The sequence below is a fragment of the Citrobacter sp. MGH104 genome, assembly GCF_001034485.1.
In the GTDB taxonomy this organism is placed as follows: Bacteria; Pseudomonadota; Gammaproteobacteria; order Enterobacterales; family Enterobacteriaceae; genus Citrobacter; species Citrobacter freundii.
The window spans coordinates 1-26,158 of the sequence record NZ_KQ089819.1; the positions used below are offsets into that span (position 1 = coordinate 1).

The following is a 26,158-nucleotide window of genomic DNA, read 5'->3' on the forward strand; positions in this document are numbered from 1 at the left end:
CATTTTTCGTCTTGCGACGTTAAGAATCCGTATCTTCGAGTGCCCACACAGATTGTCTGATAAATTGTTAAAGAGCAGTTGCGACGCGCTTTAGCGCTCTGTCGCGAGGTGGCGTATATTACGCTTTCCTCTTTCAGAGTCAACCCTCATTTTCAGGTTTTTCTCTTCAACCGAACCGGCTGTTTGTGTGAAGTGATTCACATCCGCCGTGTCGATGGAGGCGCATTATAGGGAGTCGACTCAGGAAGACAAGCGGAAAAATGCATTTTTGTTTCAACCGCTCACCTTTTACCCACAACGCTTACTTTTGCTGCTTTTTTATCGCCATTGGCAGGTCTGCCAGACTATTTATGACTAAATCTGCCGCATTTTCTGCTTCCGGCGTGACGGGTTTGCCTGTGCGCACCAATACCTTCGTGCCAACATTCGCAGCTGCCGCCGCCTGCATATCTTCAATTTTGTCGCCTACCATATAAGAAGCGGCCATATCGATGTGCAAGAAGTCTCGGGCGGAGATAAACATGCCAGGATGCGGTTTACGACAGTCGCAGACCTGACGATACTCTTCCACGGTACCCTGTGGGTGATGCGGGCAGTAGTAGATGCCATCCAGCTCAACATCGCGATCGGCCAGCGACCAGTCCATCCATTCGGTCAACGTTTCAAACTGCGCCTCAGTAAATTTACCACGCGCGATACCAGACTGGTTCGTCACAATAATGAGCGCGTAACCCATCTTTTTAAGTTCACGCATGGCATCAATAACGCCGTCGATAAACTCAAACTCGTCGATCTCATGTACATAACCGTGGTCCACATTAATGGTACCGTCACGGTCGAGAAAAATTGCGGGTACAGACTTTGCCACCTTTTATAGCTCCTGAATAAGGCATGTGGCTCTAGTATCGCATGTTTCAGCGGGCAAGAAAGTGCTCATCGCGCAAAGCCTGATTGATTTAGACGTCTGGATGCCTTAACATCCATCTTGTTGACGGCTTCGACCGTACCTGACAGACGAAAATGCCACGGCTAACTTAATTACGATAATAAATAACCAATGATTAAACTTTCGAATATCACCAAAGTGTTCCAGCAGGGGACTCGCACCATTCAGGCGTTAAATAACGTCAGCCTGCATGTTCCTGCAGGGCAGATTTATGGCGTTATTGGCGCCTCCGGTGCCGGTAAAAGTACGCTCATCCGCTGCGTTAACTTACTTGAACGCCCAACCGAAGGCAGCGTTCAGGTCGGCGGTCAGGAACTCACGACGCTTTCTGAGTCAGAGCTGACCAAAGCTCGCCGTCAAATCGGCATGATTTTCCAACACTTTAACCTGCTCTCTTCCCGCACCGTGTTTGGCAACGTCGCGCTGCCGCTGGAACTGGATAACACGCCAAAAGAAGAGATCAAACGCCGTGTAACAGAACTGTTGGATTTGGTTGGTCTTGGTGACAAGCACGATAGCTACCCGGCCAATCTTTCCGGGGGACAAAAACAGCGTGTGGCGATCGCCCGTGCGCTGGCAAGCAATCCCAAAGTGTTGCTGTGCGATGAAGCCACCAGCGCACTCGATCCGGCAACGACCCGCTCGATTCTTGAATTATTGAAAGACATTAACCGTCGTCTGGGACTTACCATTCTGCTGATAACCCATGAGATGGACGTTGTAAAACGCATTTGTGACTGCGTGGCGGTCATCAGTGATGGTGAACTGATCGAACAGGACACCGTTAGCGAAGTGTTCTCACACCCGAAAACGCCGCTGGCACAGAAATTTATTCAGTCCACGCTGCACCTGGATATCCCGGAAGATTACCTGGAACGGTTAAAAGCCGAGCCAGAAGCAGACAGTGTGCCGATGTTGCGTATGGAATTCACCGGTCATTCGGTCGATGCACCGCTACTTTCTGAGACGGCCCGTCGCTTTAACGTTAATAACAACATTATTAGCGCGCAGATGGATTACGCCGGCGGTGTGAAATTCGGCATCATGCTGACTGAAATGCACGGCACACAGGAAGATACACAAGCAGCCATCAACTGGTTGCAGGAACACCATGTAAAAGTAGAGGTACTGGGTTATGTCTGAGCCGATGATGTGGCTGCTGGTTCGCGGCGTATGGGAAACGCTGGCAATGACCTTTGTGTCCGGTTTTTTTGGTTTTGTGATCGGTCTGCCGGTTGGCGTGTTGCTGTACGTAACGCGTCCGGGGCAAATCATTGAGAACGCGAAGCTCTACCGTACGCTCTCTGCGCTGGTGAACATTTTCCGTTCCATCCCGTTCATCATCTTATTAGTTTGGATGATTCCGTTCACCCGCATGATCGTAGGCACCTCTATCGGACTGCAGGCCGCTATCGTCCCGCTGACCGTCGGCGCCGCACCGTTTATCGCCCGCATGGTGGAAAACGCGCTGCTCGAAATCCCGACCGGGCTGATAGAAGCCTCTCGTGCGATGGGCGCCACGCCGCTGCAAATTGTACGTAAGGTATTACTGCCAGAAGCGCTGCCAGGACTGGTCAATGCGGCCACCATCACTCTTATCACGCTGGTTGGTTACTCCGCGATGGGCGGTGCCGTCGGTGCCGGTGGTCTTGGACAGATTGGTTATCAGTACGGCTATATTGGTTACAACGCTACAGTAATGAATACAGTACTGGTATTGCTCGTCGTTCTGGTTTATTTAATTCAGTTATCCGGCGATCGCATCGTCCGGGCTGTCACGCACAAATAACGTTGCACACAACACTAAAAACTCATTAAGAAAAGGAAATAAGCATGGCGTTCAAATTCAAAACCTTTGCGGCAGTTGGAGCCCTGATCGGTTCTCTGGCACTTGTGGGTTGCGGTCAGGATGAAAAAGATCCTAATCACATCAAAGTGGGCGTTATTGTTGGCGCAGAGCAGCAGGTTGCAGAAGTCGCGCAGAAAGTAGCTAAAGAAAAATACGGTCTGGACGTTGAGCTGGTCACGTTTAACGATTACGTTCTGCCTAACGAAGCGCTGAGCAAAGGCGATATCGATGCTAACGCCTTCCAGCACAAACCGTACCTGGATCAGCAGATCAAAGATCGCGGTTACAAGCTGGTTGCTGTAGGCAATACTTTTGTTTACCCGATTGCGGGCTATTCCAAAAAAATCAAATCACTGGATGAGCTGCAGGACGGTTCACAGGTCGCGATTCCAAACGACCCGACTAACCTTGGCCGTTCCTTGCTGCTGCTGCAAAAAGTGGGCTTAATCAAGCTGAAAGACGGTGTTGGCCTGCTGCCGACCGCGCTGGACGTGATTGAAAACCCGAAAAACCTGAAGCTGGTTGAACTGGAAGCGCCGCAGCTGCCGCGTTCTCTGGACGATGCTCAAATCGCACTGGCGGTCATCAACACCACCTACGCCAGCCAGATCGGCCTGACCCCGGCAAAAGACGGTATCTTTGTTGAAGATAAAGATTCTCCGTACGTAAACCTGATCGTGACTCGTGAAGACAACAAAGATGCTGAGAACGTGAAGAAATTCGTTCAGGCATACCAGTCTGATGAAGTGTACGAAGCAGCAAACAAAGTCTTCAACGGCGGTGCTGTTAAGGGCTGGTAATTTTAGGCTGTTTACAGAATATGTAATATCATCAGGACGGGCGCTTGCCCGTCTTGTCATTTATGCAAGCACCTGATTCAATATCTGACGTTTAGATCATTCATTGAGGAAATATTATGCGTGCTTTACCGATCTGTTTAGTAGCACTCTTGCTGAGCGGCTGTTCTATGTTAAGCAGATCCCCTGTTGAACCCGTTCAAAGCACCGCAACCCCGCCGAAAGCGGAGCCGGAAAAACCGAAAGCACCGCGCGCGACGCCGGTAAGAATCATTACTAACGCTGAAGATTTAGTAGGCAAGCCGTTCCGCGATCTTGGCGAAGTTAGCGGTGAATCCTGCCAGGCATCCAACCAGGATTCCCCTCCGAGCATTCCAACCGCGCGCAAACGCATGCAGATTAACGCATCAAAAATGAAAGCTAATGCGGTATTGCTGCACAGTTGCGAAGTGACCAGCGGAACACCGGGTTGCTATCGTCAGGCGGTTTGCATCGGTTCTGCACTGAACATTTCGGCGAAATGAGCCATTTTCAGTTCGAGCAAATAGGCGTTATCCGCTCACCATATAAAGAAAAGTTCGCCGTTCCACGCCAGCCAGGTCTGGTGAAGAGCGCCTGCGGTGAACTGCATTTGCTCGCACCTTATAACCAGGCCGATGCCGTTCGCGGCCTGGAAGCCTTCAGTCATTTGTGGGTGATTTTTGTTTTTCACCAGACAATCGAAGGTGGATGGCGTCCGACCGTGCGCCCTCCCCGTCTTGGTGGCAACGCCAGAATGGGTGTCTTTGCCACACGTTCAACGTTTCGTCCTAACCCTGTTGGCATGTCGTTGGTAGAGCTGCGGGGCATCCGCTGCCATAAAGAGCACGTAATCCTCGAACTCGGTGGACTGGACCTTGTTGACGGAACGCCAGTAGTGGATATTAAGCCGTATCTGCCGTTTGCCGAATCGCTGCCTGATGCTCGCGCCAGCTATGCCCAGGACGCACCTCAGGCCAGCGTCGAGGTGACGTTCAGTGAAGATCTCGCGGAGCAGCTACCAAAGCTCGAACAACGTTACCCGCGTCTTCGTCAGTTTATTACCGAAGTGCTGGCGCAGGATCCGCGTCCTGCCTACCGTAAAAATGAGGAAGAAGGCAAAACCTACGCCGTCTGGCTGCTGGACTTTAACGTCCGCTGGCGCGTCACACCGTCAGGATTTGAGGTCTTTGCTCTGGAAGCCCGCTAATTTGCGTCGCGTACTCTTTTGACATCCCTTTCTCGCTGGTAAACTAAACCACTTTTGTTTTGTGCCAGGCTCGTTTTGAGCCTGTTCGATCGTTCAACTGGAACCGTAACAACATGCGTACTAGCCAATATCTGCTCTCCACTCTGAAGGAGACACCTGCCGACGCCGAAGTCATCAGCCACCAGCTGATGCTGCGCGCCGGGATGATCCGCAAGCTGGCCTCCGGGTTATATACCTGGCTGCCGACCGGCGTGCGCGTCCTGAAAAAAGTCGAAAATATCGTGCGTGAAGAGATGAACAACGCCGGTGCGATCGAGGTGTTGATGCCGGTCGTTCAGCCTTCTGAACTGTGGGAAGAGAGCGGCCGTTGGGAACAATACGGCCCGGAACTGCTGCGTATTGCTGACCGTGGCGATCGTTCGTTCGTCCTCGGCCCAACGCATGAAGAAGTGATCACCGACCTGATCCGTAACGAGCTGAGCTCTTACAAACAGCTGCCGCTGAACTTCTATCAGATCCAGACCAAATTCCGTGACGAAGTCCGTCCGCGCTTCGGCGTGATGCGTTCCCGCGAATTCCTGATGAAAGATGCCTACTCTTTCCACACCTCTCAGGAATCCCTGCAGGAAACCTACGATGCGATGTACGCTGCGTACAGCAAAATTTTCAGCCGTATGGGGCTGGATTTCCGTGCAGTACAAGCGGATACCGGTTCTATTGGCGGCAGCGCCTCTCACGAATTCCAGGTGCTGGCACAGAGCGGCGAAGACGATGTGATCTTCTCCGACTCCTCCGATTATGCGGCGAACATCGAATTCGCCGAAGCCGTTGCGCCGAAAGAGCCGCGCGCAGCAGCAACTCAGGAAATGACGCTGGTTGATACTCCGAACGCCAAAACCATCGCCGAACTAGTTGAGCAGTTCAACCTGCCTATCGAAAAAACCGTGAAAACCCTGCTGGTGAAAGCGGTTGAAGGCAGCAGCTACCCGCTGGTCGCCCTGCTGGTTCGTGGCGATCACGAGCTGAACGAAGTCAAAGCGGAAAAACTGCCGCAGGTTGCCAGCCCGCTGACCTTTGCCACCGAAGAAGAAATTCGTGCGTTGGTAAAAGCAGGTCCAGGCTCGCTCGGTCCGGTGGATATGCCGATTCCGGTGGTTATCGACCGTACCGTTGCAGTAATGAGCGATTTCGCTGCCGGTGCCAACATCGACGGTAAACACTATTTCGGTATCAACTGGGATCGCGACGTAGTCACCCCGGAAGTTGCAGACATCCGTAACGTGGTCGCCGGCGACCCGAGCCCGGACGGCAAAGGTACGCTGATGATCAAACGCGGTATCGAAGTCGGCCACATCTTCCAGTTGGGTACCAAGTACTCTGAAGCGATGAAAGCCGCCGTACAGGGCGAAGATGGTCGTAACCAGATCCTGACCATGGGTTGCTACGGTATCGGGGTCACTCGCGTGGTTGCTGCTGCTATCGAACAGAACTATGACGATCGCGGCATCGTATGGCCAGACGCCATTGCCCCGTTCCAGGTCGCGATTTTGCCGATGAACATGCACAAGTCCTACCGCGTGCAGGAACTGGCTGAAAAACTGTACGCTGAGCTGCGCGCTCAGGGCATTGAAGTGCTGATGGACGACCGTAAAGAGCGTCCGGGCGTGATGTTTGCCGATATGGAACTGATCGGTATTCCGCACACTATCGTGCTGGGCGACCGTAACCTCGACAACGACGATATCGAATACAAATACCGTCGTAACGGCGAGAAAGAGCTGATTAAAACCGGCGACATCGTCGACTTCCTGGTCAAAGCCATTAAAGGCTAATACCAACAAAAAGGCCCTGATTATCAGGGCCTTTTTTCTATCGATTAATTACACGCTTTACCGGGGATAAATTTCGCGTCTTTATCCGCCATCAACGTTTTCACTTTCTCACCCGTATCCGGGTTTGACTCCAGCGTGAAATGCGCCTCAAGCGTCAGCAATACGGACTGTCCGTTTTCTGCACGCGCAGCTAAATAGTCACGTTCAAGCTGAGCATTATTCGCCACCGGCATCCGTTTACCCGTTGCGCAGTCGGTAAAGATTGCCGCGTCAGCCATATAGAAATACATGCCTCGCATCGGCATTGGCGTCACCGGTAAGCTGGCGGAAACTGGCTGGAGCGTGTAGTTAAACTGTGACTCAATCGGGTTACCTTCACGATCGAGCATTTCCAGCGCCTCGCCTTTAGCCCGGTAGTACGACTTTTCACCTTTGCTGTCGGTCAGCACCAGCTTGTCGGCAGTGCGCGCCCATGTGCCATAAGAGGCAAACGAAGACGGTTCATCCCGCACGCCCTGATAACGTTCGTTCATCACCCATGTACCGTCTTTTTCCAGAAACAGAGAGGTTTCAATCCCTTCACAGTCCGCGCAAGGTAAGATGCCACGCCAGCTTTGCTGCATCGGTTTTAATTCTGCCGCCCGCGTCGGCTGTAGTACTTCAACTTCAGTACGGTTATTACAGCCGATCAAGGAAAAAAGCGTGCATGCAGCGACTACGGACAATATTGCTGTTTTCACTATCAATTCCTTATAAATTTTTATTCCCGCTCGTCAGTCTTGCGTTCGACGAACTCTCCCACGCAGTGCTTTCACTGTGGATTTTTGCGCCTTCGATGACAACCTGCGCTCTTTCGAGGCGCGTGTAGGGCGAGTTGCCTGTCGGCTTTTTTGCACTGCGGTTAATTCTTTTATCACCGCTACCAGCCGGGAGATTGCCGCTTCCCGATTAAGTTCCTGGCTACGGTATTCCTGCGCCTTAATGATAATAACGCCATCACCGCTAATCAGATGATGGCTGGCGGCAAGCAAACGTTCCTTGTAATACTCTGGCAGGCCAGAGGCCCGAATGTCAAAGCGCAAATGGATAGCCGTCGAGGTCTTGTTAACGTGCTGACCGCCCGCGCCCTGCGCCCGAATCGCCGTGATTTCCAGCTCATTATCAGGGATAGAGACGTTTCGGGAGATAACAATCATGAACGCGGCTGCCACGCGGTCAGATGAATTTCCAGATTGTTCTGAGAGTCAGACAGCCAGATAGCACCGTCCTGGATAGTTGCCTGCAGCGCCATTGTACGACCTGCAAAATCACTCAGTTGCGCCAGTTGTTCATCATCCAGATACCACACGGTCAGATTTTTAAACTGCGCGCACTTGTTCTGATTTTGCTGCCACCAGATCTGAGCCGCACGGCTGTTGTAAGCAAACAGGGCAACCTCTCCAGACTGGGTACAGGCTTTTTTAATACGGCGCTCATCCGGCAGACCCAGCTCAATCCAGAGATCGATACCCAGATGGTCGTTACGCAGCCATGCTTCAGGCTCGTCTTCCGCACTCAGACCACGCGTGAACTGCAGCCGTTCATCGGCATATTTGATCCAGGCCAGCAGGCGCAACATCATGCGCTCCTGGGTTTCAGAGGGGTGACGCGCCAGCGTCAAGGCCGCGTCAAGGAACTGGTTGCGGTCAAGATCCGCTACGTTGACGACGGCTTTATAAATTGTCGCTTTAAGCGCCATGAGAGAACTCCTTTCGAATCAGGCGCACATTGTAGCGAAAACTGCGGCAAAAGGCTGCTAACTGCTCCACTATCAAGGCGCTGATATTGCTTGAATGAGTATGGTATAGTCACCTTGCTAAACAGAGTTTATCTTCGTAGGCTTAGACTTGCATCCACGGTTAAGTCAGAGTGCTGACAGGAGGGCATGTGGAAAAATATTGTGAGTTAATACGCAAGCGGTACGCGGAAATCGCCAGCGGAGACTTAGGGTATATCCCGGATGCGCTGGGTTGCGTATTGAAGGTGCTTAATGAAGTGGCGGCAGACAGCGCCCTTCCAGAGTCGGTCAGGGAAAAAGCGGCGTATGCTGCCGCGAACTTACTGGTGAGCGATTATGTCAATGAATGAAACGTATCAACCCATCAACTGCGATGATTACGACAATCTTGAACTCGCCTGCCAGCACCATTTGTTACTGACGCTGGCGCTAAAAGATGGCGAAGTTTTGCAGGCGAAAGCGAACGACCTGGTTTCACGTAAAAACGTGGAGTATCTGGTCGCAGATGTCGCAGGTGAAACCCGGGAGCTTCGTCTCGACAAAATTGCCAGCTTCAGCCACCCGCAGATCGGTACCGTGGTGGTCAGCGAATCTTAACTTTTTTCGCCTTATCCGGCCTACTTTCCATGTGAAACGTAGGCCTGATAAGCGCAGCGCCATCAGGCATGCCATACCAGACTTACGCCTTCTTCACCTTCTGCCGTCCCCTCACGCGTCACGAAAACACCCGCAGCCGAAATCAACGTTTCGCCGTAAAACAGCAGCGGTGTGGTATCTCGTCGCCAGGGCGGGATCCCCTGCTCCTGCCAGATTTTCTTTAATTTCCGTCCGCCGTTACGCCCGACAATATGCAATAACCCTGGCGCTTTAAAACGGATACTGACGACTTCGTCCGCTTGTGGCAAGCGCAAATCACCCGCAGAGATTAACTGAACCGAACCCAATCCGGCAGGCAGCGTCAACGGTGTTTTCCACTCTAACCACGGGATAATAGTTTCGCTTTGCCCATCGACTGACTTCACCCACCACAGCTGTGACTGATAACGACGGACCTCGTACTCCCCGAGGCGAAAACTTGGTGACGCATCTTCCCGCGCCAGCGCCACTTCCTGCCAGATACGTTCCAGCCCATCACGGGAAGGCATCGGCGCATTTAACCCCGCCAGCCAGCGACGAAGCAGCGCGGCACGACGCACGCCACTCATCATCATTAATGGCGTCAGTAACAGTGTTCCACGGGATGTGATGCAATCGGCTAAATCGCTGGCCAGCAGTTCATCCAGTAAACTCTCCTGCTCAGCGCACAGCGCAGCGCTGCGGGCAACGGCTTGCGCGAAGTGCGGCCAGCGCTGTTGGAGCAATGGGGTAACGCGCAATCTGAGGAAATTGCGATCGTAGGTATCATCCTGATTACTTTCATCTTCAATCCAGCATAATTCATGCTGCCGTGCCCATGCTTCAAGCGCCTCTCGCGTTTGAGCCAGCAGCGGTCGAATCAGTTGGGTTCCGGCAAACGGAGAGCTTTCCCCCATGGCGGAAAGTCCGGCAGGACCACTGCCGCGTTTAAGCGCCAGCAGAAAGGTTTCACACTGGTCATCGAGATGCTGTGCGGTCATCAGCACCTCGCCCGGTAGTAAGGTCTGCGCAAACGCCTGATAGCGCGCGCGTCGCGCCTGGGCTTCGATGCCCAGACCATCATCCTCAAGGTATACCCGCTCAACCACCAGCGGCACTTGCCACTGCGCGCATACCGACTCACAGTGCTGTACCCAACTGTCTGCGTGTGGGCTTAATCCGTGATGAATGTGGATTGCGCGTAAAGCAACATCAGGATGCAGCGCTCGCCACTGCACCAACTGATGCAGCAATACGGTGGAATCCAGCCCGCCGCTAAAGGCGACCAGAATCGATTGAGAATTCAGCAGCGAAGTGTTCAGCGTGAGTGTCGTCATGATGGTTACTTACAATGGCATTGCCCGGCACGTTACCGGGCTAACGCCACAATGACAAGCCCTACAGCTCGTACAGTTCGAGGGGTAATCCGTCCGGATCGTTAAAAAACGTAAAACGTTTGCCGGTAAACGGATCGATTCGTACCGGCTCGCATTTCACATCATGGCTTTCCAGATGAATTATCGCCTTTTCCACATCATCTACGCTGAACGCCAGATGACGCAAACCGCAGGCTTCCGGTCGGCTCGGACGGCAAGGTGGAAACGGGAAAGAAAAAAGCTCAATCACATACTGGCCGTTCAATGCCAGATCGCCTTTCCACGAGTCTCTCTCTTCCCGATAGGCTTCGCTCATCAGTGTAAAGCCAAGCACATCGCAGTAAAATGCCTTACTCGCCGCGTAGTCAGTCGCAATAATGGCAATATGGTGAACCTGTTTTAATCCCAGCATAGCGTCATCGCCTCTTTCATTTTTCTGTCAGAACGTTACTCGAACGTCTTGGGGTGAGGCAAGTCGTTATGCCATTTTTAAGACTCTCACGCGATACAGGCCATCCTCACCCAGTTTAGCGCCATGGATATCGGTTTCAAATCCAGGGTAACGCTGCCCTACCGAGCACAGCATCAGAAGAAAATCGAGGACAGCCCGGCTTTTGGCAGTGATCATTTCCCCGGGCATCAAAAGCGGCACGCCGGGGGGATAAGGCAGGATCATATTGGCAGAAACGCGCCCCACCAGTTGATCAAGTGCTACCGTTTCGACTTCACCTTTGATCTGCCGCTGCCAGGCCTGGTGCGGCGTCATTTTCATTTCCGGTAAGGTATCAAATGCCCGCAGCATCAACCCGGAGAGATCATGCTGGCGGATCAACTGATGGATCCCCTGCGCCAGATCCTGAATACGCATATTGCGATAGAAATCGGGATCTTCAGCATATAGATCCGGCAGCATATTTTTCACACGTAAATTCAGATCGTACGAGCGCTTAAATTCCGTCAGGCCACGTAGCAGCCCCATCGCCCGGGTTTTATCAATACCAATGCTGAACAGGAACAACAGGTTATACGGTCCCGTCTTCTCGACTACGACACCGCGTTCATCAAGGAATTTCGCCACCAGCGCCGCGGGGATCCCCTCTTCGCTCATATTTCCCTGTTCATCCATTCCCGGCGTCAAAATCGTGACCTTCACCGGGTCAAGGAACATGTGGTCGGCATCAGCATCAACAAATCCGTGCCAGTCTTCACCTGGCGCTACCGGCCAACATTCTGCTTCATCTACCTTTTCCGGCTGCCAGATATCAAAGAACCAGCCATCCGACTCTTCACGCAGACGTTGCACTTCTTTACGGAAATGCAGCGCCCGTTCCACCGAACGATTGATTAACCGCTTGCCTGAATTGCCACGCAGCATTGCCGCCGCCGTTTCTATCGACGCCACTATCGGATAGCTCGGAGACGTAGAGGTGTGCATCATAAAGGCTTCGTTGAACGTGTCTTCATCATAGTCGCCCTTAATGTGGATCAGCGAAGCCTGTGACAACGCCGCCAGCATCTTGTGGGTGGACTGGGTTTCAAAAATCACTTTTCCCGGTACCCGTTCGCCGCTCATCCCGCTTTTCCCCTGATAGATCGGATGAAAATGGGTATACGGCACCCAGGCTGAATCAAAATGGATGGAGGGCACATCCAGCGTTTGTTTGATCCAGTTGGTGTTATACAACAGGCCATCATAGGTGGAGTTGGTGATCACCGCGTGGACCGGCCATTGCGCCTGATTGGTTTCCTCAACTTTGCGTTCAATGCTTGCGTGGGTAAATTCCCGACGGGGTATACCGCCGAGGATCCCCAGCGCGTTACGCGTAGGCTTCAGCCAGATTGGCACCATATCACTCATCATCAGCAAATGCGCCAGTGACTTATGGCAGTTGCGGTCAATCAGGAGCGTACTGCCTGCAGGTGCAGCATACATACCGACAATCTTGTTCGATGTCGAGGTGCCGTTGGTCACCATATAGCTCTGCTCGGCACCAAAAGTACGCGCGATATACTCCTCCGCTTCCAGGTGCGGACCGGTATGATCAAGCAATGAGCCCAGTTCGGTTACGGAAATGGACACGTCGGCTTTCAGCGTATTACCGCCAAAGAAATCATAGAACAGGCAGCCGACCGGACTTTTCTGGTACGCCGTTCCCGCCATGTGCCCAGGCGTGCAGAAGGTATACTTCCCTTCCTTCACATAGGTAAACAGCGCTTTGGTGAAAGGAGGCGTGATGTTATCGAGGTATTCGCTGGTGTACTGGCGGATGCGGGTGGCAATGTCTTCAGACTGACCCAGCGCATACTCAAAAAACCACAGCGCCATGCGCAGGTCGTGCGCACTGACATCCATCGTCGAATGGGTATTAATAAAGGCGTAGAGCGGGAGATACTCGTTGAGCTGGTTGATGTCGCTGCACAGCTCCAGACTGTATTCATCCCAGTCAAAAATGACGCCGCAAATTCGCGGGTTATGTTCGATAAACTTCAGCAGGTCGACGCTATTCTGCGGCCAGATAATCTGAAACCCCTGCTGCTGCAGCGCACATTCAAGTTCCTTGATGGGCTCATCTTTATAAAAGACGCCATGCGGTCCCATGATGGCAATGATATTCATGCGTTCCTCCTGGAAAAACCTTAGTTAATCATAGCCTGGCCAAACCACAGGTAAAAAAAAGGGCCACAGCATTGTGGCCCTTTTCAGAATTAATGCAGTTTACGCGTAACCGTAGCTCATCAGACGCTGGTAACGACGGTTTTTCAGATCATCTTTGCTTAACACGTCGAGATCGGCGAGATCGGCCAGCAGCTGTGCCTTCAGGGACGCAGCCATTACTTCAGGGTTGCGGTGCGCGCCGCCCAGCGGTTCCGGGATGATAGAGTCAATCAGCTTCAGCTCTTTCAGACGCGGCGCGATAATTCCCATTGCTTCTGCGGCCAGCGGCGCTTTGTCGGCGCTTTTCCACAGAATGGAAGCACAACCTTCCGGGGAGATAACGGAATAGGTGCTGTACTGCAGCATATTCACTTTATCGCCCACACCGATAGCCAGCGCGCCGCCGGAACCACCTTCACCAATAACGGTGCAGATTACCGGCACGCTCAGACGTGACATTTCGCGCAGGTTGCGCGCAATCGCTTCTGACTGACCACGTTCTTCCGCCCCCACGCCCGGGTAAGCCCCTGGGGTGTCGATGAAGGTAATGATCGGCATGTTGAAGCGCTCGGCCATTTCCATCAGGCGCAGCGCTTTGCGATAGCCTTCCGGCGCTGGCATGCCGAAATTACGGCGAATCTTTTCTTTGGTCTCACGGCCTTTCTGATGACCAATGATCATCACCGGACGGCCATCCAGACGCGCGATACCGCCGACAATAGCTTTATCATCCGCATAGGCTCGATCGCCCGCCAGCTCATCAAATTCATCAAACGCCAGGCGGACATAATCCAGGGTGTACGGACGCTGTGGATGGCGCGCCAGTTGGGCTACCTGCCATGCGCCAAGATCGGCGAAGATTTTACGCGTCAGTTCTACGCTTTTTTCACGCAGACGATGCACTTCTTCATCGATGTTAATATCCAGTTTCTCATCCTGACGGCTAACCGCAGTCAAAGAATCGATTTTTGCTTCCAGCTCTGCAATCGGCTGTTCAAAATCAAGGAAATTCAGACTCATAGTATTCCTGTTTAGTCAAACTCCAGTTCCACCTGCTCCGAACCAATAAGGCCACGGAGATCGTTTAGCAAACGATCGCTCGGAGAGACACGCCACGTCGCGCCAAAACGCAACCGCGCACGTGCATCCGCCCTCTGATAGTAGAGATGTACTGGAATTGTCCCCGAGCGGTGGGGTTCCAGAGACTGACGGAGTCGGTTTAAAAGCTGGTCATCAATTTGCCTGTCCGTCAGCGAGATAGCAAGCCCGCGAGCATATTTTTCCCGGGCTTCGTCAATATCCATGACTTCACGGGCCATCATTTTAAGCCCGCCACTGAAGTCATCAAAGCTGACCTGTCCGCTGACGATAAGTATGCGGTCTTTTTCCAGCAATTGCTGGTATTTATCCAGAGCATCGGTAAACAACATAACCTCCAGACGTCCGGAACGGTCATCCAGTGTACAGATGCCGATACGATTGCCGCGCTTGGTGACCATTACCCGCGCAGCAATGACGAGCCCCGCAGCCGTGGTGACTTTACCACGTTCTGTCGGATGCATGTCTTTCAGCCTGTAGCCTCCGACATAGCGCTCAATTTCTTTTAAATACTGGTTGATGGGGTGTCCCGTCAGGTAAAGCCCCAACGTTTCACGCTCACCGTCTAATACCACCTGCTCCGGCCACGGTTGGCAGCTGGCATAGGATTGTTCAATTTGCTCCGGTTCTTCCGCCAGCACGCCAAACATATCGGCCTGACCAATAGCTTCGGCTTTTGCATGCTGATCGGCGGCTTTTAGTGCGTCGTTGAGCGAATTCATCAACGCCGCACGATGCGGGCCAAGGCGATCAAACGCCCCGGACATGATTAGCTTTTCCAGCACCCGGCGGTTAAGTTTTTTGATATCCGTGCGCGCGCAGAGATCAAACAGCTCACGGAAGTAGCCGCCTTCGTTACGCGCCTCAATAATAGCTTCAATTGGCCCTTCACCCACGCCTTTTATCGCGCCGATGCCATAAACAATCTCGCCATCATCATTCACGTGAAAATGGTAAAGCCCGGAGTTGATATCCGGCGGCAGGATTTTGAGCCCCATGCGCCAGCATTCATCCACCAGTCCGACGACTTTCTCGGTGTTATCCATATCGGCGGTCATTACCGCCGCCATAAACTCGGCAGGATAATGCGCCTTCAGCCACAGAGTCTGGTAAGAAACCAGCGCATAGGCAGCGGAGTGCGATTTGTTAAATCCGTAACCGGCGAATTTCTCCACCAGGTCAAAGATTTTCATCGCCAGTTCGCCGTCTACGCCGCGCTTTTTCGCCCCTTCTTCAAAGGTGCCGCGCTGCTTGGCCATCTCTTCCGGCTTTTTCTTACCCATCGCACGACGCAGCATATCCGCGCCGCCAAGGGTGTACCCGGACAACTCCTGGGCAATCTGCATAACCTGTTCCTGATACAGGATAATGCCGTAGGTCGGCTCCAGTACCGGTTTCAGACACTCATGCTGCCATTGTACATCCGGATAGGAAATCTCTTCGCGACCATGCTTACGGTCGATAAAGTTATCTACCATCCCCGACTGTAGCGGGCCAGGGCGGAACAGAGCCACCAGTGCGATCATATCTTCGAAGCAGTCAGGCTGCAGACGTTTGATCAGGTCTTTCATGCCGCGGGATTCAAGCTGGAATACCGCCGTGGTCTCCGAGCGTTGCAGCATATCGAAGCTTTTCTTGTCATCCAGCGGGATAGCCGCAATATCCAGCGGTGGCTCACCGTTCTTTTCACGGCGCGCGTTGATCATTTCCAGCGCCCAGTTGATGATGGTGAGCGTACGCAGACCGAGGAAGTCGAACTTCACAAGACCGGCATATTCCACATCGTTCTTATCAAACTGAGTAACCGGGTGCAGCCCCTGTTCATCGCAGTACAGCGGAGCAAAATCAGTAATTTTGGTCGGTGCGATAACCACACCACCGGCGTGCTTACCGGCGTTACGCGTGACGCCTTCCAGCTTACGCGCCATATCGATCAGCGCTTTAACCTCTTCATCTGCCTCATAGATTTCCGGCAGTTGGGGTTCGGCTTCAAAGGCTTTTGCCAGCGTCATGCCCGGATCGGGCGGCACCAGCTTCGAAATACGGTCAACGAAGCCGTACGGATGCCCCAGTACGCGGCCCACGTCGCGGATAACCGCTTTTGCTGCCATCGTACCGAAGGTAATAATCTGCGAAACCGCATCACGACCGTACATTTCCGCCACGTGCTCGATGACCTGGTCGCGTTTCTCCATACAGAAGTCAACGTCGAAGTCGGGCATTGAGACACGTTCCGGGTTAAGGAAACGTTCGAACAGCAGGTCAAATTCCAGCGGGTCGAGATCGGTAATTTTCAGCGCATAGGCAACAAGTGAGCCAGCACCTGAACCACGTCCCGGGCCTACCGGTACGCCGTTATCTTTCGACCACTGGATAAATTCCATAACGATCAGGAAGTAGCCCGGGAATCCCATCTGGTTGATAACTTTAAGTTCAACTTCCAGACGTTCATCGTAAGGTGGGCGCTTCTGCGCACGAACTTCAGGGTCAGGGAACAAAAATTCGAGACGTTCTTCCAGCCCTTCGCGTGATTTCGCCACAAGGAAATCTTCGGTGGTCATATCGCCGGTCGGGAACTGCGGCAGGAAATACTCGCCCAGACGCACCGTCACGTTGCAGCGTTTAGCTATCTCGACGGTGTTTTGCAGTGCTTCCGGAATATCGGAGAACAGCTCGCACATCTCATCTTCGCTGCGCATGTACTGCTGCGGCGAATAGTTACGCGGGCGTTTCGGATCATCAAGGGTAAAGCCGTCGTGGATCGCTACGCGGATTTCATGCGCATCGAAATCTCCGGTTTCAAGGAAGCGGACATCGTTAGTCGCCACCACCGGTAGACCACGCGTTTCGGCCAGTGCTACGGCTGCGTGCAGATAATTTTCTTCATCTTGCCTGCCGGTGCGAATCAGTTCGAGGAAATAGCAATTGGGAAAATGTTCTTCGTAAAACGCCACGCACTCGTCAACCAGTGCGTTATTGCCGCGCAGCAGACTTCGTCCGACATCACCCATGCGACCGCCGGAGAGCAAAATCAAACCTTCTTTTAACTCGACCAACCAGTCCCGGTCGATAACCGGTCCTTCTGCGCCATAGCCGCGCTGATAGGCTTTCGAAATCAACAACGTCAGGTTCTGATAGCCGGTATTATTTGCGGCCAGCACGGTAAGCTGCGTGAGTTCATCGCCCAACAGCTCACTGCGGACATGAAAATCTGCGCCAACTATCGGCTTGATACCCGCGCCATGGCCCGCTCCGTAAAACTTCACCAGACCACACAGGTTGGTAAAATCGGTGATCGCCAGCGCAGGCATGCCTAACGCGGCCGCCTTTTTTACCAGCGGTCCGGTTTTCGCCAGCCCATCGATCATGGAGTAGTCGCTGTGCACCCGTAGGTGGACGAAACGTGGTTCAGACATCTTCAGATTCCTTCGACACAAGAATCAGGACGAGAGTCCCAGTGCGCGTTTGACGGGGCCAAAGCTGCGGCGATGGTGCTCAGTCGCACCATGCAGTGCCAATTTTTCCAGATGAAATGCGGTTGGATAACCTTTGTGCTGTGCAAAACCATACTGTGGAAAAACCGTATCCAGCGCCGCCATTTCAGCGTCACGGGTCACTTTTGCCAGAATCGATGCGGCGCTAATCTCCGCCACGCGGCTATCACCTTTGACCACCGCCATCGACGGTACCGGTAATGCCGGGCAACGATTGCCGTCAATCAGCACGTATTCGGGCACAATATGCAGACCCGCAACCGCACGCTGCATGGCCAGCATGGTAGCATGCAAAATGTTCAGTTCGTCGATTTCATGCGGTTCTGCCCGACCCAGGCTCCAGCTTAACGCCTTTTCTTTAATTTCATCAAACAGCGCCAGGCGACGTTTTTCTGACAGTTTTTTTGAGTCGTTAAGACCGATAATAGGGCGAGCCGGATCCAGAATGACGGCAGCAGTGACGACCGCGCCGACCAAAGGGCCGCGTCCGACTTCATCCACACCCGCCACTAAATGCGTATGCGGATACACAAATTCAATCATTGCGCTAACTCCAGGACCGCATCCGCTGCCTGCTCATCAGCATTGCAACGGATCTGCTGGTGCAGTTCACGGAATGTGTCGTGCATCGCATGGCTGGTTTTACCCTTCGCCAGCAACGGCAACAGCGCTTGCGACAGCGCCTGCGGTTCACACTCTTCCTGCAACAGCTCTTTAACCAGTTCTCTTCCCGCCAACAGGTTAGGTAGCGAAACGTAATCAGTCTTCACCAGACGCTTCGCCAGCCAGAAGGTGAAGGGTTTCATACGGTAGCCAACCACCATCGGGCATTTTGCCAGCATACATTCCAGCGCGGCGGTACCTGAAGCCAGCAGTGCGGCGTCGCTGGCCACCATTGCTTCACGTCCCATACCATTGAGCAGATGTACGGAAAGCTCCGGTGCAACTTCCGCTTTAATGCGTTCAAACTGCTCGCGACGTTTGGCATTCACCAACGGCACCACCACTTCGAGATCCGGATAATGCTGGCGTAATAGCTGCGCCGTTTTCAGAAAATCGGCGCTGAGCATCTCCACTTCTGCACCACGGCTTCCTGGCAGTAGCGCCAGGCAGTGAGCGTCATGAGGAATGCCCAGAATATCACGTGCCGCGTTTTTATCCGGGTCCAACGGCATGGCATCCGCCATGGTATGACCTATAAAGCGGCACGGGACGTTAAATTTGTCATAAAACGCTTTTTCGAAAGGCAGAAAGGCCAGCACCATGTTGGTGGATCTGCCTATTTTGAAAACGCGTTTCTGTCGCCACGCCCAGACGGACGGACTGACATAATGAATGGTTTTAATGCCCTGTTTTTTCAAGTTCCCTTCGAGGGTAATGTTGAAATCAGGTGCATCAATGCCAACGAAAACATCCGGCTTTAAGTCGGTGAATCGGCGAGTGAGGTCGGCACGAATATGCAGTAAACGGCGCAGACGTCCGAGCACTTCAACAATGCCCATGACCGCCAGCTCTTCCATTTCGTACCAGGCTTCACAGCCTTCGGCCTGCATCAGCGGACCCGCCACACCAACAAAACGCGCATTGGGAACGCGAGCCTTGAGTGCACGGATTAACCCTGCACCAAGAATATCGCCGGAGGTTTCTCCGGCGACGAGGGCAATCGTTAAAGGACGCTGTTCAGTCATTAACGAATCAAGCCACGCGTTGAGCGCTCAAAGAAGTCGCTGAAAGCCTGAACTTCGGGGTACTGTTTCGCCAGTTCCGCGATTTCTGGTTTCACTTCTTCCAGCGTTTTACCACTACGGTACAACGCTTTGTAGGCGTTACGAATCGCGGTAATCGCTTCGCGGGTGAATCCACGACGCTTCAGACCTTCGATATTGACGCCAAACGGCGTCGCGTGGTTGCCCTGGGCGATAACGTACGGAGGCACGTCCTGGGCTACACCAGAACAGCCACCAACCATCACATGAGCACCGATGATGCAGAACTGATGCACCGCAGTCATGCCGCCGATGATAACAAAATCATCCAGCGAAACATGTCCGGCAAGCGTGGCGTTATTCGCCAGAATACAGCGGTTTCCTACCGTACAATCATGCGCGACGTGCGCATTAATCATCAGTAAGTTATCGCTGCCCACCTTCGTCACTCCACCGCCCTGCACTGTGCCACGATGAATGGTGACGCTTTCGCGGATGCGGTTGCGATCGCCAATTTCCACACGGGTCGGTTCGCCAGCATATTTAAGATCCTGGTTAACTTCACCGATGGAGGCAAACTGATAGATCTCGTTATCGCGACCAATTTTTGTATGGCCATTCACGACAACGTGAGACTTCAGTACGGTACCCTCACCAATTTCAACATGGGGTCCAACAATACAAAATGGGCCAATGTGAGCATTGGCACCAATGCTGGCGCCCTCTTCTACAATGGCGGTCGGGTGAATAAAGGCGGATTTATCAATCACGTATCAGGCCTCCCGGCTACGGGCACACATCATCGTTGCTTCGCACACAACTTTACCGTCGACCAGCGCAACCCCTTTAAAACGGGTCAGGCCACGGCGCGTTTTCTCGAAAGTCACTTCCATGATCATCTGATCGCCAGGCACGACAGGACGCTTAAAGCGTGCTTCGTCAATACCCGCGAAATAATACAGTTCGCCTGGTTCCAGTTTTCCTACGCTTTTAAACGCAAGGATACCGGTAGCCTGTGCCATCGCTTCCAGAATCAATACGCCAGGGAAAATAGGTTTACCCGGGAAGTGGCCCTGAAAGAAAGGCTCGTTAACGGATACATTTTTCACTGCGCGCAGAAAACGACCTTCTTCAAAATCCAGCACGCGATCAACCAGCAGAAACGGAAAACGGTGCGGCAGAAGTTCTAAAATCTCTTCAATATGCAGAGTATGAGTGTTAGTAGTCAAAATACTCTTCCTGTCAAAATATACTAAAAGGCAATAATAACACGGCCTGTCGCAATCGTATGAATGGGACAGGCCGAAAAGTCAGACATGCAAAAACGGTGCTTTAGTCTTGTTGATTAACCTTGCGCTCAATCGCTTTGAGGCGCTTGCTCATATCATCAATATTCATCACCAGTGCAGCTGTTTTACGCCATACCTTATTGGGTTGTAGCGGAATGCCTGAGGAATAGACGCCAGGTTCGGTGATAGGACGCATCACCATACCCATGCCAGTCACCGTGACTTTGTCGCATATTTCCATATGCCCATTGATCACGCTGGCGCCGCCAATCATGCAGTAACGGCCAATCTTCAGGCTACCCGCCATAATGACGCCACCGGCTACTGCCGTATTGTCGCCAATCACAACGTTATGCGCAATCTGGCACTGGTTATCAATGATAACACCATTACCGATCACAGTATCGTCCAGAGCACCACGGTCAATGGTGGTACAAGCGCCGATCTCGACGCGATCGCCGATAATCACGCGACCAAGCTGCGGGATCTTTACCCAGTTACCGCGATCGTTCGCGTAACCAAATCCATCAGATCCAACGACAGTGCTTGACTGGATCAGGCAATTCTCACCGATCTGAATGTCGTGGTAAATCGTCACATTCGCCCACAAGCGTGAACCTGCACCGATTTTAGTATTTTTTCCGACGAAGCAGCCTGCGCCGATAACGACGTTATCACCCAGTTCTACGCCAGACTCAATGACCGCATTTGCGCCCACAGAGACATTATTACCCAGCTTCGCCGTTGCATCGATCACTGCACTCGGTGCAATGTTCTGTGCAGGCTGAGGCGTGGTATCTAAAATTTGCGCCATACGTGCATAGGTCAGGTAGGGATTCTTCACTACCAACGCGGCACTTTTAGCAAAAGGAAGATCGTCCTGCGTCATTACTACGGCAGAAGCCTGGCATACGCCTAAGTGTTCACGGTACTTAGGATTCACCATGAACGTGATATTGCCAGTTTGCGCAGATTGCATGGACGCTACGCCGGTGATGACGATATCGCCATCACCGTGTAATTCTGCATCCAACTGCTCTGCTAAATCAGCCAGTCGAATTGAAGGCATTACTTATTTAACCTGTTTCAGTACGTCAGCGGTGATGTCTTTTACATCGCTGCTGTTGTATGCAACGGTGTTTGCGTCAACGACCAGATCGATGCTCTGGCTGCTGGCAACAGATTTCACAGCAGTCTGGATACGAGTAACCAGTTTGCCACGTTCTTCGTTGGAGCGACGCGCACGATCCTGCTCAAAAGCCTGAGCTTTCTGAGAGAAAGTCTGGCGCTGAGCCATAACGTCTTTTTCCAGCTTGGTACGATCGCTACCTGCTTTCATTGATTGCAGACGCTGCATCTTAGATTGCAGATCGGATTCCATACGCTGCAGTTCGCTGGCACGGCCTTTGAACTCGTTTTCCAGCGTAGCAGAAACACCTGTCTTCTGTGCAACCTGTTGGAACAGGCTACCCATGTTGACGATTGCAATTTTGTCAGCCGCTTGTGCGGACGTTGCCATCGCTAAACCGAGACCTGCAGCTAATAACCACTTTTTCACAATTAACTCCTTACCATCCCATTTGCACCCGAAGGTGCAGTTCTTTGCGTGGCCAGGCGATCCCATGCAAGATCGCCTAAAGTCATCGCTACACTACCACTACATTCCTTTGCGAAGAACAATTACCAGGTTTTACCAATGTTAAACTGGAACTGTTCCGCTTTGTCTCCATCGTACTTCTTGAACGGCTGGGCGTAGGAGAAAACCAACGGCCCCAATGGGGACATCCATTGTAAAGCGATACCCGCTGACATACGGATATTACTTGGATCACTGTAGTCCGGCACACCTATAGCACGTGTTTGAGCGCTATCCTGCCAGTTAGTATCCCAAACAGTACCCATATCCCAGAAGAACGAGGTACGAACCGAGTTGGCATACTTGTCGCTAATGAACGGCGTTGGGGTAATAAACTCCAGGCTGGCGACAGCCATGGCGTTACCGCCCACTGCGTCATCCGATTTACAGTCCTTACCGTCCGCGTTGGAACACTCTTCGTAGTCACTATTATCAGAACCACTGGCGTAAGCACCGTTTTTGTAGACTGCTTTTGGACCGATAGTATTCGACTGGAAGCCACGCACGGTGCTGGAACCACCTGCATAGAAGTTCTCATAGAACGGCATTTCTTTGCTGCCAATGCCGTCGCCATAGCCTACCTTCGTACGTCCTAAAACCACCCACTTGTGATCGTCATCGATCGGCACATAGGTCGCGGTATCCATCGACACTTTGTAGTATTCGTTATCAGAACCCGGAATGGTCACTTTACCGTTCAGGTTGACGCGTGTACCGTCCGTTGGGAAATACCCACGGTCCAGTTTGTTGTACGTCCAACCGTAGTTAAAGGTGAAGTCATCTGCGGCAAAGCTGTTGGTATTGGTCTCGCCCATTGACTCAAGATAACGATCCATCGCAACCTGCGGCTGCATGTTGGACAGTTTGTTATGTACATAACCCAGGCCGGCACGCAACGTGTTGTATTCGTTTACCGGGAAGCCAAGCGTTACGTCTGTACCATAACTTTTGTTGGTATAGTCGGACAGATCCGCATCATTCGCTTCAAAGTCGTTATAGAAGACACGGCCACCCAGGCTCACACCATCAACGGTGAAGTACGGGTTAGTCACAGACAACTCAGTATAGGTCTGGTAGTCGTTTTTGGTGCCGTTGATGCCAACAGAATAACCGGTACCTAACCAGTTATCTTGCTGAACGCCAGCCTGGAAGCTCACGCCGCTCTCGGTACCGTAACCGACGCCGAAGTTAAAGCTACCGGTGTTACGCTCTTTGACCTTGTAGACTACATCAACCTGATCCGGTCTGCCCGGAACACGCTGAGTATCGGTATCAACTGTTTCAAAGTAACCCAGACGGTTCAGACGCTCTTTACCCTGGTCGACCAGATCGCTGCCCAACCATGCACCTTCCATCTGACGCATTTCGCGACGCAGAACGGAATCTTTAGAGGTGTCGTTACCTTCAAAGCGAATCTTACGCACATAGAAACGGTTACCCGCATCCACGTTTACGCGTAATTTAACGGTTTTGTCAGCGTCGTTGATTTCAGGCTGCGACTGTACGCGCGGATAGGCATAGCCATAGCGACCCAGGAGCTTCTTGATATCATCTTCCATTTTGGTCACTTTGGTGCCGTTATAGAGTTCACCTGGCTCGATCTTCGTTAGGGTCTCAATTTCGGCGGAGTGCCCGGCCAGGTTACCGCTCACCTGAACACCAGAAAGCTTGTACTGCTCGCCTTCTGTGATGTTAACGGTGATGTAGATACCTTTTTTATCCGGCGTCAGGCTGACCTGAGTGGAATCGATATTGAAGCGGGCATAACCGCGATCCAGATAGTAACTGCGCAGGGTTTCAAGGTCGCCCGCCAGTTTCTGTTTCTGGTATTTGCGATCGCCCACCACGTTCCACCACGGTACTTCATCACGCAACTGGAAGTGAGAGATAAGTTCGTCAGTCGTGAAGGCATGGTTGCCGACGATATTGATCTGTTGGATCTTCGCCGAAACACCTTCCTGGAAGACCAGCTTGAGGTCAACGCGGTTACGCGGCAACGGCGTCACCACCGCTTTCACACTGGCGCTGTACTTACCGACGCTATAGTAGAAATCTTCCAGGCCTTTTTCGATATCGGCAAGCGTGGTGCGATCCAGAGACTCGCCAACACGCACACCAGACGCCTCGAGGTTTTGCTTGAGCATGTCATCTTTCACCGATTTATTACCGGAGAAAGTGATGCTGGCAATCGTCGGACGCTCTTTTACCTGAACCAGAAGGGTATCACCATCGCGCAGGACGCGGACATCCTCAAAGTTACCGGTGGCGAACAGAGCACGAATGGTATTACTGATGTCTTCATCATTAACCGTGTCGCCTGTGCGCACCGGCATACTGAGGAGAGCCGCACCAACGGCGACTCGCTGTAGGCCTTCGAAATGAATGTCCTTCACTACGAACCCTTCAGCACCGTATACGGTGGCGCTGCTAAACAGCAGCGACGCTATGAGCAACTTTTTCATCGCCATCGTTATTATGCGTTCTTCCTAACACTCTCTTACAACCGAGAGAAATCATTGAAAAGTGCAAGCCCCATTAACAACACCAGCAAGATAGAGCCAATGCGATAACTAAAGTCTTGAACCCGCTCGGATACCGGACCGCCCTTCAGCTTTTCTATCGCCAGGAACAGCAGATGCCCCCCGTCTAGAACGGGCAACGGAAACAGGTTAATTATCCCTAAGTTCACGCTGATAAGCGCAAGGAACATCAGGTAATAAATAATCCCGAATTCCGCTGACATCCCAGCCCCCTGGGCAATAGAAATCGGCCCACTGAGGTTGTTCAGTTTTACATCACCGGTAATCAATTTTCCCAGCATACTGACCGTCAGCTTCATCAACTGCCACGTTTTACCCGAGGCTTCGAGGATGGCGCTGAATGGCCCATACTGGCGTACAGTCTTATACTCATCAGGCAGAGGAATAACTTTAGGCACCACGCCCGCAAAACCTTCTGCCTTCCCGTTAACCTGTTTTGAATCTGGGGTTAACGTTAAAGACAAGGAACTTCCTTGTCTTTCAATATCTAGCGCTAACGGCTTATCCGGATTATCGCGCACCAGCGTCACAAACGTCATCCATTGCGTCAGCGGCTGACCATTGACTTTAACGATCCTGTCGCCTGCTTGCAAACCTGCCTTACTTGCAGCGGAGTTAACCTGCACTTCTGACAGCACCGGTTCAATCTGCGGACCGCGCGGACGAATCCCTAAACTGGAGACGGGATCCTCTTTGTCTGGCTCAAATGCCCACTGGCGTAAATCCAGCGTTTTGTCCTGACGCTGGTTACTGCCAAACTGCGCTACGCTGAGAGTCGTATGCTCATCGCCAATTTTGGCTACCAGTTGCAATCTCACGGCATCCCAATCAGGGGTTTCGATACCATCAACCGCTTTTAGTTCCGTACCCGGCTGAATTTGCGCCTGCGCGGCAATCGAGTTGGGTGTTATTTCACCAACAACCGGACGAACGCCAGGGACACCGATGATAAACACCAGCCAGTAAGCGAAAATAGCAAAAAGGAAGTTTGCAATCGGACCTGCGGCGATGATGGCTGCGCGTTGTCCAACCGTTTTATTGTTGAAAGCGTAATGGCGCAGCTCCGGTGCGACTGGTTCAGCGCGCTCATCCAGCATTTTGACGTAACCGCCGAGGGGAATCAGGGCGATAACGTATTCCGTACCTAATTTATCGGTACGCCGCCAAAGCGCTTTTCCAAAACCAATGGAAAAGCGTTCGACGCGGACTCCGCAGCGCCGCGCAACCCAGAAATGACCAAATTCATGCACGGTGATAAGCACACCAAGTGCGACAATGAATGCAGCCAGATTCCAGAGAATACTCAGCATAAGACCATC

At 52.4% G+C, this 26,158-nt stretch carries 25 protein-coding genes; 8 read left to right on the top strand and 17 right to left on the bottom strand.

Features of this window, described 5'->3' with window-relative positions:
- Nucleotides 1-301: 301 nt before the first annotated feature.
- Nucleotides 302-868 carry a D-glycero-beta-D-manno-heptose 1,7-bisphosphate 7-phosphatase gene (gene gmhB / locus SK34_RS18435; protein ID WP_003829138.1) on the bottom strand — a complete coding sequence of 189 codons (567 nt, stop codon included), beginning with the start codon at nt 866-868 and terminating at the stop codon, nt 302-304.
- Nucleotides 869-1,057: 189 nt separating this feature from the next.
- On the opposite strand from gmhB, the gene metN reads away from it, so the two are divergent.
- The 6 genes from metN (at nt 1,058) to proS (ending at nt 6,652) form a co-directional block, all read left to right on the top strand.
- Nucleotides 1,058-2,089 (top strand): methionine ABC transporter ATP-binding protein MetN, encoded by a 1,032-nt coding sequence (gene metN / locus SK34_RS18440; RefSeq protein ID WP_048233857.1) that lies wholly within the window; start codon nt 1,058-1,060, stop codon nt 2,087-2,089.
- Nucleotides 2,082-2,735, top strand: coding sequence for a methionine ABC transporter permease MetI (locus SK34_RS18445; protein ID WP_003018471.1), 654 nt, complete (start codon nt 2,082-2,084; stop codon nt 2,733-2,735). The genes metN and SK34_RS18445 overlap by 8 nt, the downstream gene beginning before the upstream one ends.
- 44 nt (nt 2,736-2,779) lie before the next feature.
- Entirely contained in the window at nt 2,780-3,595 is an 816-nt protein-coding gene (gene metQ / locus SK34_RS18450; RefSeq protein ID WP_003018474.1) for a methionine ABC transporter substrate-binding lipoprotein MetQ, read from the top strand.
- A 116-nt stretch (nt 3,596-3,711) separates the two neighbouring features.
- Nucleotides 3,712-4,116, top strand: a complete 405-nt coding sequence (gene rcsF, locus SK34_RS18455; protein WP_003018477.1) for an Rcs stress response system protein RcsF — start codon at nt 3,712-3,714, stop codon at nt 4,114-4,116.
- Entirely contained in the window at nt 4,113-4,820 is a 708-nt protein-coding gene (gene tsaA, locus SK34_RS18460) for a tRNA (N6-threonylcarbamoyladenosine(37)-N6)-methyltransferase TrmO (protein WP_048233859.1), read from the top strand. The genes rcsF and tsaA overlap by 4 nt, the downstream gene beginning before the upstream one ends.
- Nucleotides 4,821-4,933: 113 nt before the next feature.
- Complete coding sequence (proS, locus tag SK34_RS18465; RefSeq protein WP_048233862.1) at nt 4,934-6,652, top strand: proline--tRNA ligase; 1,719 nt, start codon at nt 4,934-4,936, stop codon at nt 6,650-6,652.
- Between the two features lie 44 nt (nt 6,653-6,696).
- On the opposite strand, the gene nlpE is transcribed toward proS, so the two are convergent.
- The 3 genes from nlpE to SK34_RS18480 are packed head-to-tail and all read right to left on the bottom strand — an operon-like array spanning nt 6,697 to nt 8,390.
- A complete protein-coding gene (gene nlpE, locus SK34_RS18470) occupies nt 6,697-7,395 on the bottom strand; it encodes an envelope stress response activation lipoprotein NlpE (RefSeq protein ID WP_085951559.1) in 699 nt (232 codons plus the stop codon).
- 30 nt (nt 7,396-7,425) lie between these two features.
- Entirely contained in the window at nt 7,426-7,848 is a 423-nt protein-coding gene (gene arfB, locus SK34_RS18475; protein ID WP_003018489.1) for an alternative ribosome rescue aminoacyl-tRNA hydrolase ArfB, read from the bottom strand.
- Nucleotides 7,845-8,390, bottom strand: coding sequence for a YaeQ family protein (locus SK34_RS18480; RefSeq protein WP_003018497.1), 546 nt, complete (start codon nt 8,388-8,390; stop codon nt 7,845-7,847). The genes arfB and SK34_RS18480 overlap by 4 nt, the downstream gene beginning before the upstream one ends.
- A gap of 188 nt (nt 8,391-8,578) precedes the next feature.
- On the opposite strand from SK34_RS18480, the gene SK34_RS18485 reads away from it, so the two are divergent.
- Both SK34_RS18485 and rof read left to right on the top strand, forming a co-directional pair.
- A complete protein-coding gene (locus SK34_RS18485) occupies nt 8,579-8,779 on the top strand; it encodes a YaeP family protein (RefSeq protein ID WP_003018499.1) in 201 nt (66 codons plus the stop codon).
- Nucleotides 8,766-9,026 (top strand): Rho-binding antiterminator, encoded by a 261-nt coding sequence (gene rof, locus SK34_RS18490; protein WP_003018503.1) that lies wholly within the window; start codon nt 8,766-8,768, stop codon nt 9,024-9,026. The genes SK34_RS18485 and rof overlap by 14 nt, the downstream gene beginning before the upstream one ends.
- Nucleotides 9,027-9,088: 62 nt before the next feature.
- Here rof and tilS read toward each other — a convergent pair whose 3' ends face one another.
- The 13 genes from tilS to rseP form a co-directional block, all read right to left on the bottom strand.
- A complete protein-coding gene (gene tilS, locus SK34_RS18495; RefSeq protein WP_048233864.1) occupies nt 9,089-10,381 on the bottom strand; it encodes a tRNA lysidine(34) synthetase TilS in 1,293 nt (430 codons plus the stop codon).
- A 61-nt stretch (nt 10,382-10,442) separates the two neighbouring features.
- On the bottom strand, nt 10,443-10,832 hold the full coding sequence (locus SK34_RS18500) for a VOC family protein (protein WP_003018507.1): 390 nt from the start codon (nt 10,830-10,832) through the stop codon (nt 10,443-10,445).
- A gap of 66 nt (nt 10,833-10,898) precedes the next feature.
- On the bottom strand, nt 10,899-13,037 hold the full coding sequence (ldcC, locus tag SK34_RS18505) for a lysine decarboxylase LdcC (RefSeq protein WP_048233865.1): 2,139 nt from the start codon (nt 13,035-13,037) through the stop codon (nt 10,899-10,901).
- Nucleotides 13,038-13,136: 99 nt separating this feature from the next.
- Nucleotides 13,137-14,096, bottom strand: a complete 960-nt coding sequence (gene accA, locus SK34_RS18510; protein ID WP_003018513.1) for an acetyl-CoA carboxylase carboxyl transferase subunit alpha — start codon at nt 14,094-14,096, stop codon at nt 13,137-13,139.
- Nucleotides 14,097-14,107: 11 nt separating this feature from the next.
- Complete coding sequence (gene dnaE / locus SK34_RS18515) at nt 14,108-17,590, bottom strand: DNA polymerase III subunit alpha (protein WP_003018516.1); 3,483 nt, start codon at nt 17,588-17,590, stop codon at nt 14,108-14,110.
- Between the two features lie 24 nt (nt 17,591-17,614).
- Nucleotides 17,615-18,211: a ribonuclease HII gene (gene rnhB, locus SK34_RS18520; RefSeq protein WP_003845817.1), complete on the bottom strand. Its 597-nt coding sequence runs from the start codon at nt 18,209-18,211 to the stop codon at nt 17,615-17,617.
- On the bottom strand, nt 18,208-19,356 hold the full coding sequence (gene lpxB / locus SK34_RS18525) for a lipid-A-disaccharide synthase (protein WP_003018522.1): 1,149 nt from the start codon (nt 19,354-19,356) through the stop codon (nt 18,208-18,210). The genes rnhB and lpxB overlap by 4 nt, the downstream gene beginning before the upstream one ends.
- The gene (lpxA, locus tag SK34_RS18530) at nt 19,356-20,144 is read right to left on the bottom strand and encodes an acyl-ACP--UDP-N-acetylglucosamine O-acyltransferase (protein WP_003018525.1); all 789 of its coding nucleotides are present in this window, start codon (nt 20,142-20,144) and stop codon (nt 19,356-19,358) included. The genes lpxB and lpxA overlap by 1 nt, the downstream gene beginning before the upstream one ends.
- 3 nt (nt 20,145-20,147) lie before the next feature.
- Nucleotides 20,148-20,603 (bottom strand): 3-hydroxyacyl-ACP dehydratase FabZ, encoded by a 456-nt coding sequence (gene fabZ, locus SK34_RS18535; protein WP_003018528.1) that lies wholly within the window; start codon nt 20,601-20,603, stop codon nt 20,148-20,150.
- 103 nt (nt 20,604-20,706) lie between these two features.
- On the bottom strand, nt 20,707-21,732 hold the full coding sequence (gene lpxD, locus SK34_RS18540) for a UDP-3-O-(3-hydroxymyristoyl)glucosamine N-acyltransferase (RefSeq protein ID WP_003018531.1): 1,026 nt from the start codon (nt 21,730-21,732) through the stop codon (nt 20,707-20,709).
- 3 nt (nt 21,733-21,735) lie between these two features.
- Complete coding sequence (skp, locus tag SK34_RS18545; protein ID WP_003018533.1) at nt 21,736-22,221, bottom strand: molecular chaperone Skp; 486 nt, start codon at nt 22,219-22,221, stop codon at nt 21,736-21,738.
- Between the two features lie 122 nt (nt 22,222-22,343).
- Entirely contained in the window at nt 22,344-24,767 is a 2,424-nt protein-coding gene (bamA, locus tag SK34_RS18550) for an outer membrane protein assembly factor BamA (RefSeq protein ID WP_003018536.1), read from the bottom strand.
- A gap of 29 nt (nt 24,768-24,796) precedes the next feature.
- Entirely contained in the window at nt 24,797-26,149 is a 1,353-nt protein-coding gene (rseP, locus tag SK34_RS18555; RefSeq protein ID WP_048233867.1) for a sigma E protease regulator RseP, read from the bottom strand.
- Nucleotides 26,150-26,158 lie beyond the last annotated feature (9 nt).

What these genes read in the sequence shown, in the direction of transcription:
- metN (WP_048233857.1), top strand. Translation starts at nt 1,058, where the DNA reads ATGATTAAACTTTCGAATATCACCAAAGTGTTCCAGCAGGGGACTCGC.
- SK34_RS18445 (WP_003018471.1), top strand. Translation starts at nt 2,082, where the DNA reads ATGTCTGAGCCGATGATGTGGCTGCTGGTTCGCGGCGTATGGGAAACG.
- metQ (WP_003018474.1), top strand. Translation starts at nt 2,780, where the DNA reads ATGGCGTTCAAATTCAAAACCTTTGCGGCAGTTGGAGCCCTGATCGGT.
- rcsF (WP_003018477.1), top strand. Translation starts at nt 3,712, where the DNA reads ATGCGTGCTTTACCGATCTGTTTAGTAGCACTCTTGCTGAGCGGCTGT.
- tsaA (WP_048233859.1), top strand. Translation starts at nt 4,113, where the DNA reads ATGAGCCATTTTCAGTTCGAGCAAATAGGCGTTATCCGCTCACCATAT.
- proS (WP_048233862.1), top strand. Translation starts at nt 4,934, where the DNA reads ATGCGTACTAGCCAATATCTGCTCTCCACTCTGAAGGAGACACCTGCC.
- arfB (WP_003018489.1), bottom strand. Translation starts at nt 7,848, where the DNA reads ATGATTGTTATCTCCCGAAACGTCTCTATCCCTGATAATGAGCTGGAA.
- SK34_RS18480 (WP_003018497.1), bottom strand. Translation starts at nt 8,390, where the DNA reads ATGGCGCTTAAAGCGACAATTTATAAAGCCGTCGTCAACGTAGCGGAT.
- rof (WP_003018503.1), top strand. Translation starts at nt 8,766, where the DNA reads ATGTCAATGAATGAAACGTATCAACCCATCAACTGCGATGATTACGAC.
- tilS (WP_048233864.1), bottom strand. Translation starts at nt 10,381, where the DNA reads ATGACGACACTCACGCTGAACACTTCGCTGCTGAATTCTCAATCGATT.
- SK34_RS18500 (WP_003018507.1), bottom strand. Translation starts at nt 10,832, where the DNA reads ATGCTGGGATTAAAACAGGTTCACCATATTGCCATTATTGCGACTGAC.
- ldcC (WP_048233865.1), bottom strand. Translation starts at nt 13,037, where the DNA reads ATGAATATCATTGCCATCATGGGACCGCATGGCGTCTTTTATAAAGAT.
- accA (WP_003018513.1), bottom strand. Translation starts at nt 14,096, where the DNA reads ATGAGTCTGAATTTCCTTGATTTTGAACAGCCGATTGCAGAGCTGGAA.
- dnaE (WP_003018516.1), bottom strand. Translation starts at nt 17,590, where the DNA reads ATGTCTGAACCACGTTTCGTCCACCTACGGGTGCACAGCGACTACTCC.
- rnhB (WP_003845817.1), bottom strand. Translation starts at nt 18,211, where the DNA reads ATGATTGAATTTGTGTATCCGCATACGCATTTAGTGGCGGGTGTGGAT.
- lpxB (WP_003018522.1), bottom strand. Translation starts at nt 19,356, where the DNA reads ATGACTGAACAGCGTCCTTTAACGATTGCCCTCGTCGCCGGAGAAACC.
- lpxD (WP_003018531.1), bottom strand. Translation starts at nt 21,732, where the DNA reads ATGCCTTCAATTCGACTGGCTGATTTAGCAGAGCAGTTGGATGCAGAA.
- bamA (WP_003018536.1), bottom strand. Translation starts at nt 24,767, where the DNA reads ATGGCGATGAAAAAGTTGCTCATAGCGTCGCTGCTGTTTAGCAGCGCC.
- rseP (WP_048233867.1), bottom strand. Translation starts at nt 26,149, where the DNA reads ATGCTGAGTATTCTCTGGAATCTGGCTGCATTCATTGTCGCACTTGGT.